The following is an 18,529-nucleotide window of genomic DNA, read 5'->3' as shown; positions in this document are numbered from 1 at the left end:
CCAGCCACTTCGCTTAATTAATGCAGCAGCTAAGTGCTCTTTAATTGGCGCTTTACCTTGGCCTTGGCGGTAACCACGTTCTGACAAACGAGGACCTGAATAGTCAATATACATCGATACGCCGTAACGATTTAATCGTGCAACTACGCGCACGTTAGCATCTTGCTTATCAACGTTAGGACGTTGCTCATATAAATCATTAAAATAGTCAACAATCGCATCTTTGATTACAAGACCCGAAAATTGCGTGTTTTTTAATGAGTCATTGGTACCGTTGAAGTCGACAGCGAATGTTTGCGTAGGTCCAAACCATTCTTGCCAAGGTTGCGAGCGCGCAAAATTATACAGGCTATTTTTGTCATCTACGCCTTCTTTTTCTTCAATAAGCATAAGCACACGCGTTGCAAAACGAGTTGATAAACAAACCTTTTGCGCAAGTAATGAGTCAGCCTCAAAACGAACAGAACCAACAGTTTGCTTAGACACGGTTGCGCCAAGTTCTGTTAGTTCATCAACCAATAAATTTTCGATTCCGATAGAAGTAAGTGCGATAAATTGCAAAGTAATAACCCTTAATAGCTAATTGCGCAGGATTATAACATAGGTTGGGCGACAAACACGCCATAAAGACACGCTTAAGACTTAAATTTGGTTAGGCGGTTTGACTTTGATATTGCTGATTTAGGATGGGGTGTACTCGATTATTCAAAATACGGATTACTTCAAATTGCGCCAAAGATAAGTTTTCGTCTAATTTAAAGGTTTCACTTAAATTCAAACAAATAGATGCATCAGGACAATGCTCTACAATTAAAAAATCACCTGACTGCGCTTTAGATGTTAATTTTACTATTGCCTCTACGCTTGGCTCTGTCCCGGTGTATTCTTCAAAAAACCAACTTTTTGCTAAAACGGGTTTTAAGTGATACTTAACAGCAGTCGCATTTAATGATATTTGACAAATTTGAGCCGCAGACCACAATTCAAATCCATCCAGATAATTATAAACTTGTTCGTAAAATGCAGCATCTTCGAGACTAAAACGTGGATTTTTAAAAACAGAATCGGTGAGCTGTCTTAATTTATAAGGCGTGCATAATTGCATGTCGTCATTTAAATCAAGTAACAAACGATTTTTATCAGGACAAGTAATCCACTGCCATTGCTTTGATGCTTGTAACATTTACTCCTCCTTGGGTCTGTTGAATAATTATTGCTCAGAGTATAACCGCTTTTGACCACTTTTAAAATGTTTGCTTAGAACATTTAGCTAACGATCAAAAGCTTAGATAACTGATCCTTATAAGCCGTTAACGATCGACTTTACCAATTGTGGACCTTTGTAGATGAACCCAGTATAAACCTGAACTAAATTTGCGCCTGCATCTAACTTTTCTTTTGCAGATGTAGCATCATCAATACCGCCGACTCCGATGATTGGTAGCTTACCTTGTGTTAAGCGTTTTAGTTCACTTACTACCTCTGTAGAGCGCATTCTAACAGGGTGACCTGATAAACCGCCCGCNCTCTTGTGCATATTGCTGCCCCATAACTGCGGCTCGCTCAAGCGTTGTGTTTGTGGCAATTACACCATCAATTTTATTATTTAAAAGTGATTCACTTACTTGCTCTATTTGTATTTGATCGAGATCCGGTGCAATTTTTACAAGCATAGGCACTTGCTTATTATGCTTTGCAATTAAATCTAACTGTTCATTTTTAAGACTTTGCAATAAATCATCAAGTGCAGCACCATATTGTAAATCACGAAGCCCTGGGGTATTTGGTGATGAAATATTTACCGTAATGTATGAGGCATGCTCAAATACTTTACGCATACAATGAATGTAGTCATCTTTACCTTGTTCATTAGGTGTATCTTTATTTTTACCAATATTGATACCGAGTATGCCACTGTACTTTGCTGCTTTTACATTTTCGACTAAATTATCAACACCTTTATTATTAAAGCCCATACGGTTAATAATTGCGTTTGACTCTGGAAGTCTAAAAATACGTGGCTTATCATTACCAACTTGAGGACGCGGTGTAACCGTTCCAACTTCAATAAAACCAAATCCCATTTGGCTAAAAGCATCAATACATTCTGCATTTTTATCAAGGCCAGCGGCAAGCCCTACTGGGTTTTTAAATTCAAGACCTAAAAAGTTTACGGGTTTATCTGAAACACTTTGTGACCAAGCTATATTTAGAGGCGTATTAGCAAAACGACGAAGATTATTAAGTGCAAACTCATGCGCCCACTCCGCATCACGGGTAAACATAAAACGGCGAGCTAAATCATAAAACATCAATATAATCCTCTTTTTAAATTTCAGACAAAAAAATACCTCAGACAAGGCTGAGGTATTGTATAACAATTTTAACAATCAGTTATTTATTTACTAAACAAATAACTGATTAAAGCTAAATTATTTTCCTGATGTATCACAGTTGTGACTTAATAACATAAGTTCACGAAGTGCAACTGAGAACTTAGCAAAGTCATGGCTTTGTGATGTTTTAAACTCAGCCAACATTTGTTTCCAACGCTGAAGTAATAAATCTTGGCTATCCATCCACTCATCTATTTGACTATCAACATCGCTCTCGTCACCTTCAAAGCTATTTAGCACCACTTCAGATAACGTACGTTGCTGCCAATCAAGCTCTTCACGGTAAGATGAACGAGCAAGTGCTTGCCAATGATTTGCTACTGGTTGCTTAGTTATTTGCTCTAAGAACCAATGCAGACCCATTCTTGCGCCTAGTTTAAAGTAAGTATTCGATACCATCGAAATACTCTTACCTGAATTATTAGCAACTTCAGCTAAATCCATCACAGAGAATAAGCTTGATAACGAAACAATACGCTTAGCTATATCTGCAGGAACGCCGGCATCAATTAACTTATTAGCTTCAATTACAATACGGTCATTTTCTTTTTCAATCATGTACGTATTTAAATTATCGCTTAAATTTTTAAATGTTGGCGCAAAGAATTCAATTCCTTGTTCAATCGTTTGTGACTTATTACGATGACGTAAGAACCAACGCGTAGTACGGCGAACAGTACGACGAAGTTGGTAAAGCATTTCAGTTTGTACCGCTGCTGGTATTTTATTATCCAGTGCGCTGATAGAAGACCATGTATCGCGCATTTCAAATATTTCGCTAGCAATTGAGTAACACATTGCAATTTCAGCTTCGTTGGCACCGGTTTCTTCATGCATACGTACCATGAAGTTTAAACCCATATCATTAACGATACTGTTAGCAAGTTTAGTTGCAATAATTTCTTTACGAAGTGGATGGTTGTTCATCGCATCGTTAAACTTATCACGTAGAGGACGTGGGAATGACTTCACAAGCAATTGACGATAGTAAGGGTTTTCAGTAATTTCATCACTTACTAAAGACTCTTTTAATACCATTTTAGCGTACGAAACAAGCACTGAAAGCTCAGGGCGAGTTAAGTCTTTACCTGCGGCTGCACGTTCTGCCAATTCTTCATCGCTTGGAATAAACTCGATAGCACGGTTTAACTTGCCATCTTTTTCAAGTGCATGAATAAAACGAATCTTTTCTTTAAGCGTTGAAGTACCTTTAGACTGCGTAATTGAAATAGTATGTGTTTGACGGTAACAGTCTTTTAATACTAATTCAGATACTTCATCTGTCATTGAATAAAGTAGCTCATCACGTTGTTTACGTGTTAAGTCACCTTCAGCAACCAAGCCATTAAGTAAAATCTTAATGTTAACTTCGTTATCTGAACAGGCAACGCCCCCTACGTTATCAATAAAGTCAGTATTAACACGACCACCCTTAGCTGCAAATTCAACACGACCTAATTGAGTTGCACCTAAGTTACCGCCCTCACCAATTATTTTAGCGCCTAAATCTCTACCATTGATACGTAGTGCATCGTTTGCACGATCCCCTACATCTGCATCAGTTTCTTTAGAGTTTTTAATGTATGTACCAATACCGCCATTCCACAGTAAATCGAACTCCATCATCAATGAAGCTTTCATTAACTCATTTGGGGTCATACTTGCTTTTTTAGTACCCAACATTTTTTTCATTTCTGGGCTGAGCGTAATTGATTTAGCAGCACGAGAGAAAACACCACCACCGGCAGAAATTAACTCTTTATTGTAATCTTCCCACGATGAACGCGGCATATTAAATAAACGTTCGCGCTCTGGGTAAGAAGTAGCAGCATCTGGGTTAGGATCAACAAAAATGTGCATATGGTTAAAGGCAACTTGTAAACGAATATGCTTAGATAACAACATACCATTACCAAATACATCACCAGCCATATCGCCAATTGCAACTACCGTAAAGTCGGTAGTTTGACAATCGATATCCATTTCACGGAAATGTCGTTTAACTGACTCCCATGCGCCTTTAGCTGTAATACCCATTTTCTTATGATCGTAACCAACCGAGCCACCTGATGCGAATGCATCACCTAGCCAGAAATTGTATTCATTAGCTATGCCGTTTGCGATATCAGAGAAAGTAGCGGTTCCTTTATCNCGGCTGCAACCACTAAGTAAGCATCATCTTCATCGTGGCGAACAACATCGCGAGCTGGGACTACTTCACCGCGCTCTATGTTATCTGTAATATCTAGAAGACCACGGATAAAGATTTTGTAACACTCTTGGCCTTCTTTTATAAACGCTTCGCGCTCACTAGGTAATTGTTTACATACAAAACCACCTTTAGAACCAACAGGTACAATTACTGTATTTTTAACTTGTTGAGCTTTAACTAAGCCAAGTACTTCAGTACGGAAATCTTCACGACGGTCAGACCAACGCAGACCACCACGCGCTACTTTACCGTAACGTAAATGCACACCTTCAACGCGCGGAGAGTATACAAAAATCTCAAACGCAGGAAGTGGAAGTGGTACATCAGGAATTAAGCTAGGCTGTATTTTAAACGAGACATAAGACTTAAACTGACCTGCATCATCTTTTTGGAAATAGTTAGTTCGTAGCGTCGCAACAATCATATCTACGTATAAACGTATAATACGGTCATCATCAAGGTTTGCTACATTTTCAAGTTCTAAGTAAATTTGCGTACTTAACTTTTCAAGTGTTTTAGCACTTGCTGGGCTCTTAACTGAGAACTTTTTAGCAAATAAATTAACAATTTGCGCTGCAATGTTTGGATAATTTGCAAATGTGCTTTCAATGTAACTTTGTGAGAACGTTACACCAATTTGACGCATATACTTAGCGTAAGCACGTAAAATAGAGGCTTCGCGGCCAGTTAGGCCACCCATTAACACTAAACGGTTAAAACCATCGTTTTCAAGGCGGTTGCCCCACACATTTGTTAATGCAGCGCGAAAACGTGCTGAAATTTTATCAAAGTCTGCCATCCCTTTGCTGTCAATAAGCATCGAGAAGTCCATGATCCAGTTAATACGACCATCGCTAGTTTTAACTGAATATGGTGTTTCACCAACAACGCGCAGACCAAAGTTTTCAAGCATTGGCATAACATCAGATAAGTGAATTGGCTCATCTTTATGGAATAAGCTTAATCGTACAATATTACTGTTTGCTTCTTCTTGAGGACGGTAAAACAGCATTTCTAGCTTGTTTTCATCGCTAAGTAGTTCTAACTTTTCGATATCAACAACCGCAGCACTTGGAAGCACTTCGTCTTTGTATGAGCGTGCAAACGCATTACAGTATTTACGATTTAAATCGTTACCACGTGCTTCACCCGCAGACTCTAAAAGTGCAGATTGAAGTTTATCTTCCCACGTACGTGCAGCTTCTACTAAATTGTTTTCGATGTCTTTCACGTTATATTCGATCTTGTTGTCGGTCACACGAACGGTGTAATGAGTACGCGCCAGTGTTGACTCAGAGAAATAAGTAGTAAATTCGACTTTATCGTCAGAATTAAATGCATTAGCTAATATATCTTGCGTTTCACGACGAAGAGCCGTGTTATAGCGTTCGCGAGGAACATAAACCATGCAAGATAAAAAGCGACCATACGCATCTTTACGTACAAACAAGCGACACATATCGCGCTCTTGTACTTGTAAAACACCCATAGCAACTTCAAGTAGCTCACTTTCGCGCGCTTGAACTAGCTCATCACGTGGGTAGGTTTCTAAAATATTTAAAACAGCTTTGTAAGCGTGTGTACCTTTAGCAAAATCACACATTTCCATAATGCGGTTAATTTTACTTTTTAAAACAGGCACATCAGTAGCACTGTTATTGTAAAAGCTTGATGAGAACAAACCAATAAAGCGGTCTTCACCAATTACATTGCCTTCATCGTCAAAACGCTTAATACCTACGTAATCAATGTAAGCTGGACGGTGAACGCGAGAAACAGAGTTAGTTTTTGTTAGGATCAGTAGGTTGCTGCTGCGTGCTTCTTGGCGAGCAACTTCTGGTAATTCTGATAATAATCGTGTGTGTTCTTCAGTAGAGTTTTTCATCAAGCCAAGGCTTGATTCCATTTTACCTTTTAATTGGTAATCACCTTGAACTGGGCTTAGCTCATATTCACGGTAACCCATTAGGGTAAAGTTATCTTTCGCTAACCAATCTAAAAACTCAGTTGTTTCTGAAACTTCTTCTGTCGTTTTATTGTGATGACGTTTAGGTAACTCTTTGGTTACTGCAATCAATTTTTTACGAATTGGCTGCCAATCATCAACAGCAACTGACACATCAACAAGAACCGACTCTAACTCTTTCTTGAAAGACTCAATCACAGAAGAATCTGTTTGACGGTCAATTTCAATAAAAAATACTGTTTTAGTAGATGAGGATTCTTGCTCTGCTTTTAAATTTGATAATCCAGAAATTTTAGCGTTTTCATCGCGCTTAATTTTTAATGGGCAGTGAAGTAATAAGTGAGAGGCGATATTTTCACGAGTCATGGCCATACGAACAGAATCAACTAAAAACGGCATGTCTTTAGTAATAATCTCTACGATTGTATGTGATGACTGCCAGCCATCTTTTGCCACTTCAGGGTTGAAAACGCGGATAACAGCGTCGTCGGTAGTATTTTTTTCTAGCGAGTTCCAAAGGCTTAATGCTGCGCCATATAGGTCACTATCGTTGCGGTTTGCCAAATCCTCTTTAGACATATTGCTGTACAAGGCTTTGGCGAATTTCTCAACGAGTAACACATTATCAGCGCGAACTTTTTTCTGGATCAGCTTACAGACATTATCTAGGATAACCGAGGCTTGGCCTTCATTTCGTGTCATTGTATGTTCCTTAATCTATTACTGCTCAGGAGCAGGAATTTGTACAGCTATTCATTAGCGTGGAGTCAATTAAATTCTAACCCTTTTACAGCTAATAAACAGCCTTTTCGATGAAAACATTTTAAGCATTTCAGCTATTTGGTCATCTATTCACAAATTGTAGATATAAATGGCCTTTACAGGCCATTTAGGAGCAAAATTATTCACATTATTTTTTCTGGTCAGTCCAGAGAAGGCTACCAATAGCGGGTAATAACAACACTGCACCTAACATATTTACTAAAAACATGAAGGTTAACAGTATACCCATATCAACTTGGAATTTAAGATCTGAGAATATCCACGTACTCACACCAATCGCAAGTGTAATACCGGTAAATAGAACCGCACTGCCACGTTCAACAAGCGCATTTCGATAAGCAACACTTAATGGTACATTTTGCTTAAGCTGCCCCATCATCGACGACAGTATATAAATACCGTAATCGACCCCAATACCTACTCCTAGAGCAATAACTGGCAAAGTAGAAACGGTTAAGCCTATTTCTAATTGCACCATAAGTGCTTGTGCAAGTGTTGATACGATATAAAGCGGCAATACCACAGCAATCGTTGCTTTTACGCTTCTAAAGCTCATTAAACATAAGATGATAACGGCACCATAAACATAAAGCATCATTGGTATTTGCGCTTCTGCAACTGACTCATTAGTCGCTGCCATTACGCCAACAGGTCCTGACGCTAGTTTAAATGCTAATTTATCAGTGCCCTCTTCTTGCGCAAATTGCTTAACACTTTTAATCACAGTATCGATAGTTTGTGCTTTATGATCATCTAAAAATATAATCACTGGCATAACTGAACAATCACCGTTAAGTAAACCTGTACTAGTTTCAACTCGAGACGTTGACTGAACTAAACTTGCTGAATTTCGTGGCAAGCTTTGCCATTTCAAATTGCCTTCGTTGTAGCCTGCGTTAACCGATTGAGCTACAGAGCTCAAACTTACAGCAGACTGCACACCTGCTACATTCTCTACTTTGTATTGAAAACGGCTTATACGCTCCATCACATCATGCTCAGTACATGCTGCAGGATACGCTTCTACAATTACCTTTAAGATATCAGACGAGATAGTGTACTTGTCTGATATTAAAAACGTGTCTTGATTATAACGGGCATCTTGATGCAGTGATGGCGCGCCTGCATGTAAGTCACCTATACGCATTTTATCTGCTTGCCAGTAACCTAAAGCAAATAGAACAAGTGTAAAACCAATAATTATTTTAGCTACTTTAGGATCAGTCGCTTTAACAAGTAAGTCGCGGATTTTATCGAGCATGTTTGGTTTTGCTGCATCACCAAATTGAATATGTACACTGTTTTCAAAGTTCATGTACGAAGCCCAAACTGGCAATAAGATTAAATTAGTAAATATAATTACTGCTACACCTAAACTCGCTGTAATGGCAAGTTCACGGATAATACCAATATCGATGGTAAGTAATGTTAAAAAGCCTACGGTGTCTGAAAGCAGTGCAATACCGCCTGGCACTAATAAAGCCCTAAAACTTGACTGACAACAAATACGTGTTGTTTTACCTTCACCTACTTTTTTACCAATCGCATTTATCATCTGCACACCATGGCTTACACCAATAGCAAATACTAAAAACGGTACCAAAATAGACATAGGGTCAAGGCCAAAACCTAAACTTGAAAGCAGGCCTAATTGCCAAATAACAGCAATAATGGAACATGCGATAGGCAAAATAGTCAGCTTTAAACTGCCACAAAATAGCCAAACCATAATAAAGGTAAAAGCGATAGCAATGGCAAAAAATACAACCACCCCTTTTGCACCTTCCGCTATATCACCAGCCATTTTTGCAAAGCCAATAATATGAATACTTACTTTATCTGTACTTAAAGGCTCTCTTAAATCACTTTCTAGCTTTTGTGCAAAAGCTAATGTGTCTAATTTTTGTTGTGTTTGAGGATCAGTTTCTAAAAGTTGAGCTGTTACCATTGCACACGAATAATCGCTGGCAATCATACGTCCTACAACTTTTGCTTTTTCAATGTTTTCCTTTACTACACCTAAACCACGCTTATCTGCTTTAAAGTTAGCAGGAATAATTGGGCCACCGGCAAAGCCATCCTCCACTACTTCAACAAAACGAGCACTGGGTGAAAATATTGAGTTAACTAATGGACGATTTACGCCAGGAATGAAATAAAGCTGATCGTGAACCGCTTTTAATTGAGTAAAGAACTCTGGATTAAATATATCACCACTGTCATCACACACTGAAATCAAAATACTGTTTGCACCACCAAACTGCTTTTCATGCTTGGTATACACTTTCATATAATCGTGGTTTAACGGGATATTTTTATTAAACGATGCACCTAATTGAATTTGAGTCGCTTTGAATACAAGTAAACAGGTTATAAGTGCAAAACTTATAAGCATAATTAAGCGATGTCTAAAAATCGCCTTTTCAATAAAATCGAGTAGTTTATGCATTAAGGGGTTAACTCCTTCACTTTAATGCCATCTTCTGTAGCCATGATTAGTTTGTTATCTAAAATTACACCATCAAGAATCGCTTTACCGTCAGCAAGCTGCTCATGGGTGAGTAACCCATCTTGAAGATGAAAAATAACGCCACTGTTGGCAAGCATAAGCCATTGTTTGTTATTATAATTAATGATGTTGTTGATCGTCGCTGTTTTAACATTTTCGAAATGCTGCCACTGCTGTTCACCATTTTGCTTTGCAAAAACATTACCTCGAAGCCCTGCCACAATTTCTTGTGTGCTATCTGATGCAACTGCAAAGAATGAACCAGGATAAATTTCTTCTATCCTTTGCCAAGTTTGACCATCATCAATGCTTCTGGCCATCAAGCCCATCTCACCAACCAGCATTAAACCATTATCTGTTTTTTCGATTCGATTAAAGTGCGGTAAAATTGAAGCAGTTTCGGCTTCGTATCCTTCGGGGTCATTTTCTTTTAAATCGTTCAAGTAATCACGATCATCACTAAATAATAGCGAATCTAAAAAGCGTTTTTGCCAATGTTTACCACCATCGGTGGTTTGATAAAACATGCCATATGCGCCCACTGCAAAACCTTTTAAATCATCTTCAAATAGAATATCTAAACATGGTTTGTCTAATTTTGGTTGTGCTTGTTGTAGTTGCCAATTAACACCACCGTCAGTAGTATTTATTATTGTTGCATCGTGGCCACACGCCCATCCATTATTTTCATTACTAAAATCAACGGCAGTTAATAGCACTTGAGTTGGGACTAGCTCAGCTTGTTGCCATTTATCACCTGACGTACTTTTAATAACAGTACCGTGTTTACCTACTGCAATTAGACCATTGCCCGTGTTGGTTATGTCGGTGAGTAAGGTTTTAGCTGCATTTGTTGCACTGATTGCATTGTTAGGGGCTTCTTGTGCAACACTCGCACCGCTTATTATCAGGCTGGCATATACCAAATACTTCATAAATTTTAATCGCCTTGTACGAGAGAGTTGTTTGTCTTTTTACTGGGGAAAGCGTTGCGCGCTGTAAGACAAACGCGATGAGAAAGGAAAAGGCACTTAACAAATTGTTAAGTGCCTAGTTTAATACTATCTACCTGCGCGACGTAAAGCGCTTGAAGTAAATTCGTTATCGTTAAATGACTGTGAAAAATCGTACATTTTTTCTTGGTTATCTAAACCAATTGCTAAATAACGACGAGAATTCAAATCATGATAAACCTCAAGCGTACTCCACTGTGTAGGTACTTCGTAGTAGTTAAGGCCATAAGCCATTGCTACACGGTAAAGTTGGTCGCGGTTATCATAAATATCAGTAACCTGTACTTGCCAGCTATCTTCATCAATGTAAAACACACGCTTTTTATAGATATGGCGTGTATCGTCTTTTAAGTTAGCTTCAACAACCCAAACACGGTGTTTTTCGTAACGTGTATGCTCTGGGTTAATATGGCCAGGCATTAAAATATCATCGTACTCTAGCTTATCACTATGAAGTTTATAGCTGTTATAAGGTATATATAACTCTTGCTTACCTTTTAGTGTCCAATTGTAACGATTTGGCGAGCCATTAAACATATCAAAATCATCGGTAGTACGCAGGCTATCTGCAGCTGTGCCTGGTGCATCATATGCAACATTAGGTGCACGACGAACGCGACGTTGTCCCGAGTTATAAGTCCATGCTTGGCGCGGCGTTAATATTTGATCCATTGTTTCATGAACTAATAATGCAGTACCCGCTAAACGAGCTGGTTCTGTAACGCTTTGTTTAAACTTAAACAAAATATTTGAGTCTTGTAGCTCTGATGGTGTTGCACTAGGGTCTGAGTATTTAACTAATAACTGCTCATCAAAGCCAACATAGTTATAAGAACCAGATGCAGTCGGTGCAGCTTGACCACCAAAACGCTCAATAGACTGGCCACGGTAACGTAATAAGTGATTCCAAATTGCCTCTAAACCCGTTTTAGGAATAGGGAAAGGAATACCAATCGCCGTATTTTTAATACCGTTACCGCCTTCTATTAATTCAGCAGTCGGTGCAAACTTTTTAGTCGCATCATACACAAACTGAGGATAAGACGCAGAACGGCGAGTTTCATACACTGGCATTTTAAATGTGTCTGGGTATGCTTCAAATAAAGCAATTTGACCCGGACTTAAATTGGCTTTGTACTTTTCAATATTACTTTTATCAATAGTGAAAAGCACTTTATCAGCTGTAAATGGGTCAAGGTGATGCATACCAGCTTCATAACCTGCAGGGGCTGTTGTAATGCCATTATTCCATGCTGGAATAGAGCCATCAGCATTAGCTGCTTTTTCTGCGCCCATTGGCGTTAAGTTTTGACCTAATTGAGCAACTTCATCAGCGTTTAATTTAGCTAAAGCTGCGCTGCTTGCAAACAAGCTACAAAAAGCTGTAGCGATGAGGGTAGGTTTTTTAATCATAATAATGTTACCCCTAAATAGAATATTTTAAGTTAAAAGAAACGTAATCGCGATCTGAGAAAGTATTAATATCGCCGCCGCCCCAAAACGAGTTATAGCTCACATCAAGTGACCACGCATTTTGGTAGTTAAAGTTCATGGTTGCACCTAAAGATTTACGGTCTTCAATAAATAAGAACATAGGGTCTGGTGTATTACCATTTACGTCATGAGAAAATACAAAACGTGGAGAGAAGTTAATACCTTTGTAAAGGTTAAAATAATCACCTTTAGCAATTAAGCGGTAACCCCAAGAAGACGCAGTAGCAAATGATTTTTCTTCAGCGCCATTTGATAAACCAAGTTGCAATGTTGAGTAATCAGTAGTACCAGGGCCTGTAATTGTTCCACTACGGCCAGTACCCGATACATTTAAACGCATTTCGTCATATTCTGGCATGTTATGAATTTTTACAGCACCCACTTCACCAACAACAGCCCAACTATCGGCACCTAATGAAGGTCCAAATAAGTGAGTAGCCGTGAATTGAATTTGTGATGTATCACGTTCTATATAGCCTTGAGCAACTTCACCCGCACCAACAGAGCTAATATCATCGCCAAAACTCATTTGCGAAATACCTGCAAAATCAGGACGAAGACCTGCAAGCGCTAACTGCTCCGGCATAGCTGTGTAAAGTAACTCTACGTCATCAATTTGCAGTGGTTCATCTTGACGAAACGCAAACTCACCCGCAAAGGCTGTTTCACCAATAGTTGTGTTAAAACTTAAACCATATAGTTTAATATCTTCTGGGTAGTCGTTTTCAGCTTTTGAGAAGGCCGTTAAATCAGCAACATTATCTGACGTAATTTCTGTTGTCATGATCATCGCTAAATCTTGAGCAATTGCTGCCTGTGAAAAGTTTGATACACGACCAGATATAAGTGGACGACGACTATGGTAGTTCACGTGGTATAACGCAATTTCAGTATCATTAAATTCAGGTAAAAATATACCTAAACGTAAACCGTACTGTCCGCCATCTTCAGGTTCATTTTTACCATTATCTCCTTTACCTTTTAACGCAACCTTAGTTGGGTAAGCAAGATACATTTGGGCTAATAAAGCACTCCCTTCAGCACTTGAAGGATCAATACCTCGAGCAGCTGCTGCTAATGCAAAATCAGATGTTAGGTTATTCAAACTATCTGTTAAAAAAGCCACATCAATATCAGGATTAGACGTAAAACCTAATTGAACATTCTGCTGATAACCATTTTCTGCTGCAAAGTCATTGGTAGAGAAGTATGTACCGGCTGCTGGTAAACGTGTTTCTTGCCATTGATATTGGTAGAAACCTTCAAGCGTAATGTTCTCAGTAATACCGAGCGATGCCCAAAGCATACCGATTGGTATAAATGCTTCTTTTAGCTCAGCGCCAGGTGCTTTTAATCGATCTATATCAACTGGGTTTACGTTAATACCATGAGATATAAGCGTACTTTCACCCCAGTTAACTACTTGCTGGCCTAAACGGACAGATAAAGGGTTATTACCATCATTTAAATCAAAATCGGCCCATACAAACGCATCTAATAAACGAATGTCGGCACAGCTTTGTGCTTTGGTGTCTTTATCGTCACACGGGTCAACCCCCTGCCCTGATGTAGGATTTGAATAAGCGTGGTACCCATCCATTAAAGCAAAGTCATAAAAATACATGAAGCGAGTGAACAAACCGTAGTTATCTTTATTTATTGAAAGGTCGTGTGTGCCCTTCAATAGTTTTGAGAATGAGTCACCACTATCAAAATTTAAATTACCCGCGTCACCGTTATTTGAATAAGACCCAGGTTGAGCCCATACATCTTGAGATGAGTAAATAGTGTTGTTTAGCGCTGGGTTGTATCCTGTCCAATCAAAGGCTGGATTATTACTTTTGCCAATTAGGTTAAAGTCTCTATCTTCTACGCGAACACTTTGCCCATATGAAAAGGTTGAATCGAAGGTAATATCAAAACCTCCAGCTTCAAATGTTACAGCTTGAGTACTTGCTGCAGATAAACCTAAGCTAGCGGCTGCTAAACCTATAGCGATTCTATTTTTAACAAAAAGCGATCTTCTTATCATTTTGGTTCCCCCCTGTCGCGGGTCATTTTGTGTGATCAAGTTATTGTTTTTAGTGTAATCATAACGATAGAAGCGAATCAGTGAAATTACAAATACTCGCTCTAATCTGTCATATACTTTTTATTCTGGTTAACGCTTACGTATTGGTAAGACGTCGTACCAGATAATTTATACACGTAATTTAACAATAGGACAAATTGAAATTAACAAAAATACAATATTTTTATGTATATATAACATAAAAACCGAGTGTCAGGCCACTCGCTCTAGGCGGATGAACTTGTTTTCGGGGGTTAATAAGAGTCTAAAACGGCCACGTACACCCAAGCTCGAAATGAAGGGCCTCAAATGCGTAGCAGCAAAACGAATTGTTTTACCGCCATCCTCTACAACTTGTAAAGAGCTAAAACGGCCATGGTAGTAATCCATGCACTCGTTATAGCTCAATCTTAAGGTAAAATAATACTCAATCATTTATGCGAGCGCTTTTTCAACCTTTTCATACAAGTCAGCACTTAGGCCATCTAAATTGGCTAAGCGTTGTAATTGCAGTTTCATTGCTTGTGAACGTACATCATCGTAACGCTTCCACGACATAAACGGTGTTAGCATACGAGATGCATTTTGTGGATTAATTGCATTAAGTTTTATTAATAAATCACCTAATAACGCATAGCCTTGAGCATCTGCTCGATGAAATTGTGCTGTATTAAAATGGCTAAAACTTCCTACAAGTGCACGTACACGGTTAGGATTTGAAAAATCAAAACACGGGTGTTCGTAAAGTGCCTTAATGTCATCTATAGCAGTACTGCCTGATTGCATAGCTTGCAGTGCAAACCACTTATCCATGACTAAAACATCATGACGCCACTGACTATCAAAATGACTCAAAAGCTCATCTCTAACAGGGTGTGAAGCTTTTACCACAGCGCTTAGGGCACCAAGTACATTAGTCATATTAGTCGAGCTTGCAGCTTCTTTAATAAAGGTTACAGCTTCTGGACTTTGTGTTTTAGCAAGGTAGTGCAGACATATTTGCTTTAAAGCACGATTCGCAACGGAGCTTGCACTTATACTGCCATCATCTTCAAGAGATTCGTAACAACTAAGCAGCTCATCAGCAAGTTCATCAGCAATTTGTTGCTCAAACTTTTCTGTTATTTCAATAATGTCATCTACAGGTATTACATCAAATTCAGCAGCTAACGTGTCAAAACTCGGCAATTTAAACAGCTCTGCAATTAAAGCTAAATCGCCCTCTTTAGTGTTTATAAGTACACGTAGAGCATTTATAATTTCGCTGCTTAATACGCTATTCGTTGCATCGGTGATTTGAGATTTAATCGCCTTAATGAATAGCTGCTGTTGTGCATCCCAACGTGAAAAATCACTGCGCGCAAAACGCATAATATGCAATAGTTCTGGCTCTGTTGTTTGCTGATTTAAAATACAAGGAGCAGAAAAATCTTCGAGTAAAACCGCAACAGGCTTTTCTAAAATATTGTCAAAGCTAAATGTTTGAGTCGTATTTGTTACATCAAGTACATGATCTAGCTTTTTACCTTTATATTGCAGAGCAATACTTTGCCCATTGGCATCAAGTAGTTCAATAGCAAAAGGTATATGAAGCGGTTTATTCTCTGGCTGATTAGCCGGCGCTGCTTGCTCGATTGTCAAAGTGTATGTATTTGAGCTGCTATCAAATTCTTGAATTGTATTTAAACGCGGTGTACCTGATTGGCTGTACCATTGTTTAAATTGCTCTAAATTAACACCTGATGCATCGCTCATTGCACTTACAAAGTCATCACATGTAACTGCTTGCCCATCGTGGCGCTCAAAGTAAAGCGTCATCCCTTTTTGAAAGTTAGTTTCACCCAGTAATGTGTGCATCATACGGATAACTTCAGCACCTTTATCGTATACAGTTACTGTATAAAAGTTATTCATTTCAATAACTTTCTCAGGGCGAATTGGGTGAGCCATAGGGCCTGCATCTTCGCTAAACTGATGCGTACGCATAACTTTGACCGCATCAATTCGGTTAAGTGCACGAGAGCCTAAATCACTACTGAACTCTTGGTCTCTAAATACAGTTAACCCTTCTTTTAGCGATAACTGAAACCAATCTCTACAAGTAACTCGGTTACCTGTCCAGTTATGAAAGTACTCATGCCCTACAATGGATTCAATCGTATGGTAGTCTTTATCTGTCGCTGTTTCTTGATTGGCTAATACGCATTTACTATTAAAAACGTTTAGCCCTTTATTTTCCATCGCGCCCATGTTGAAAAAGTCGACGGCTACAATCATATAAATATCAAGGTCATACTCTAAATTAAAGCGTTCTTCATCCCACTGCATTGCCTTTTTGAGTGAGGCAATAGCATGGGGCGTTTTAGATAAATTACCTTTATCAACAAACAATGCTAATTCTACATCTCTGCCGCTTTTAGTCGTGTACGTATCTTTTAAAACATCAAAATCGCCCGCTACAAGTGCAAATAAATAGCTCGGCTTTTTAAATGGGTCTTGCCATTTCACAAAATGACGACCATCTTGTGTTTCACCACTGTCTACTTGATTACCATTAGAAAGAAGTTGTAGATACTTTTTATCGGCAATAATAGTTACATCAAACGTGGTAAGTACATCAGGGCGATCCATGTAATAAGTGATCTTTCTAAAACCCTGCGCTTCACACTGTGTACAATACGCACCGCCAGATAAATACAAACCCTCTAGAGAAGTATTCGTCTCAGGCGATATCTCGGTCACAATACTTAATTGGCAACTATCCGGTAGGTTATTAATTATTAGCTGCTCGCCAATAATTTCATAATCAGTTATATCAACCGTATCAATAGATAAAGACAGTAAGCGTAAATCAATACCATCAAGCACTAAAGGTGCTTTTTTATCACCAACACGCGTAAGCGTTAGCAAAGAGCTTACTTTGGTTGATAATGGCTGTAAGTCAAAGGTTAGCTCTGTGTGGTCAATTAAAAAATCAGGAGCTTTATAGTCTTTAAGATATTGTGCTTGAGGTTTACTTGATTCAGTCATAGATACTCCAAAACAGCTCCTTTTAAGTTAAAAGGAGCTGTTTAAAATTAGGCGGATTGTTTTGGCTTAATACGTAAAATTTTAATACCCAAGTAGGCATAAACCACCGCTAAAACAGGGTTAATTAAATTAAAGAAAGCGTAGAGTGCATAATCAAAAGGATTTATTAGTAAAACGCTTTGCATATATGCGCCACAAGTGTTCCATGGAATTAGTGGGCTGGTAATTGTACCGCCATCTTCCAATGTACGAGATAAGTTAACAGGCTTCAAACCACGTTTTTCATATTCATCTTTAAACATACGACCAGGTACAACAATTGCAATATATTGATCGGCCGCTATCACGTTAGTACCAATACACGTTGCTATTGTTGCCGCAATTAACGATCCCGTACTTTTAGCTATTTTAAGTATGCTTTTAACAAAAATATCCAAAAGGCCTGTTTTTTCCATAATGGCACCAAACATCAGTGCAGTCATAATAAGCCATGTGGTTGTAAGCATTCCGGACATACCGCCACCACTAAGTAGGGAGTCCATTTTGTCATCGCCTGTACTTATGCTAAAACCATCAAAAAACGTCGTCCAAACAAGCTTAAAGTAGCCAACTAGCTGTCCTTGAGAAACATCAATTTGGCTAGCAATTAAATCAGATTGAAACAACATGGCCCAAACAGCGCCTACAACAGCACCGATAGAGATAGCAGGAAAGGCCGGCATTTTTTTAATCGCTAAAACTAAAAGTACAATTAGCGGGATTAGCATTTCAAAACCAATATTAAAGTTTTGCTGTAAAATAGCAGTTATTTCATCAATACGCCCCGCTTCGCTTGAAGCAGTTGCGTTAAAGCCCATGAATATAAATATAATCAGTGCAATTACAAAACTAGGGACTGTCGTCCACAGCATATGTTGAATATGCTCAAATAAATCAGCGCCTACAACTGCTGGCGCTAAGTTGGTAGTTTCTGACAGCGGGCTTAGCTTATCTCCAAAGTACGCGCCAGATATAACCGCGCCTGCTGTAACTGTTTGCTCAAGCCCAAGACCCGT

9 protein-coding genes and 2 pseudogenes are annotated in these 18,529 nt (G+C 38.8%); all 11 read right to left on the bottom strand.

Translation table 11 applies throughout. The features are described 5' to 3' along the window. The coding region (locus L654_RS0109265; RefSeq protein ID WP_024607865.1) for a THUMP domain-containing protein at window positions 1-561 on the bottom strand (561 nt) is incomplete at its 3' end. Between the two features lie 91 nt (window positions 562-652). Further along, window positions 653-1,183 carry a cell division protein ZapC gene (locus tag L654_RS0109260; RefSeq protein WP_007586900.1) on the bottom strand — a complete coding sequence of 177 codons (531 nt, stop codon included), beginning with the start codon at window positions 1,181-1,183 and terminating at the stop codon, window positions 653-655. Between the two features lie 117 nt (window positions 1,184-1,300). Next, window positions 1,301-2,312, bottom strand: a pseudogene (gene pyrD / locus L654_RS01000000125840) (quinone-dependent dihydroorotate dehydrogenase). 120 nt (window positions 2,313-2,432) lie between these two features. Further along, window positions 2,433-7,276: pseudogene (locus tag L654_RS01000000125835) on the bottom strand (NAD-glutamate dehydrogenase). A 208-nt stretch (window positions 7,277-7,484) separates the two neighbouring features. Further along, the gene (locus L654_RS0109245; RefSeq protein ID WP_024607864.1) at window positions 7,485-9,806 is read right to left on the bottom strand and encodes an MMPL family transporter; all 2,322 of its coding nucleotides are present in this window, start codon (window positions 9,804-9,806) and stop codon (window positions 7,485-7,487) included. Next, entirely contained in the window at window positions 9,806-10,801 is a 996-nt protein-coding gene (locus tag L654_RS0109240) for a YCF48-related protein (protein WP_024607863.1), read from the bottom strand. The genes L654_RS0109245 and L654_RS0109240 overlap by 1 nt, the downstream gene beginning before the upstream one ends. A gap of 126 nt (window positions 10,802-10,927) precedes the next feature. Further along, window positions 10,928-12,292: a DUF1329 domain-containing protein gene (locus L654_RS0109235; RefSeq protein WP_024607862.1), complete on the bottom strand. Its 1,365-nt coding sequence runs from the start codon at window positions 12,290-12,292 to the stop codon at window positions 10,928-10,930. A gap of 13 nt (window positions 12,293-12,305) precedes the next feature. After that, complete coding sequence (locus L654_RS0109230; protein ID WP_024607861.1) at window positions 12,306-14,405, bottom strand: DUF1302 domain-containing protein; 2,100 nt, start codon at window positions 14,403-14,405, stop codon at window positions 12,306-12,308. 252 nt (window positions 14,406-14,657) lie between these two features. Continuing rightward, the gene (locus L654_RS01000000125830) at window positions 14,658-14,879 is read right to left on the bottom strand and encodes a DUF2835 family protein (protein WP_010552655.1); all 222 of its coding nucleotides are present in this window, start codon (window positions 14,877-14,879) and stop codon (window positions 14,658-14,660) included. Beyond that, on the bottom strand, window positions 14,880-17,474 hold the full coding sequence (pepN, locus tag L654_RS0109220) for an aminopeptidase N (protein ID WP_024607860.1): 2,595 nt from the start codon (window positions 17,472-17,474) through the stop codon (window positions 14,880-14,882). 47 nt (window positions 17,475-17,521) lie between these two features. Beyond that, on the bottom strand, window positions 17,522-18,529 hold a 1,008-nt coding region (locus L654_RS0109215), incomplete at its 5' end, for a Na+/H+ antiporter NhaC family protein (protein WP_024607859.1).

It is taken from the genome of Pseudoalteromonas sp. TAB23 (assembly GCF_000498075.1).
GTDB lineage: Bacteria > Pseudomonadota > Gammaproteobacteria > Enterobacterales > Alteromonadaceae > Pseudoalteromonas > Pseudoalteromonas arctica.
The sequence above is the reverse complement of the archived record's forward strand: the minus strand, read 5'-3'. Positions and strand labels throughout refer to the sequence as shown.

Excerpts from the sequence above, each read along its gene's own strand:
- L654_RS0109245 (WP_024607864.1), bottom strand. The coding sequence starts at position 9,806 with ATGCATAAACTACTCGATTTTATTGAAAAGGCGATTTTTAGACATCGC.
- pepN (WP_024607860.1), bottom strand. The coding sequence starts at position 17,474 with ATGACTGAATCAAGTAAACCTCAAGCACAATATCTTAAAGACTATAAA.
- L654_RS01000000125830 (WP_010552655.1), bottom strand. The coding sequence starts at position 14,879 with ATGATTGAGTATTATTTTACCTTAAGATTGAGCTATAACGAGTGCATG.
- L654_RS0109235 (WP_024607862.1), bottom strand. The coding sequence starts at position 12,292 with ATGATTAAAAAACCTACCCTCATCGCTACAGCTTTTTGTAGCTTGTTT.
- L654_RS0109240 (WP_024607863.1), bottom strand. The coding sequence starts at position 10,801 with ATGAAGTATTTGGTATATGCCAGCCTGATAATAAGCGGTGCGAGTGTT.
- L654_RS0109230 (WP_024607861.1), bottom strand. The coding sequence starts at position 14,405 with ATGATAAGAAGATCGCTTTTTGTTAAAAATAGAATCGCTATAGGTTTA.
- L654_RS0109260 (WP_007586900.1), bottom strand. The coding sequence starts at position 1,183 with ATGTTACAAGCATCAAAGCAATGGCAGTGGATTACTTGTCCTGATAAA.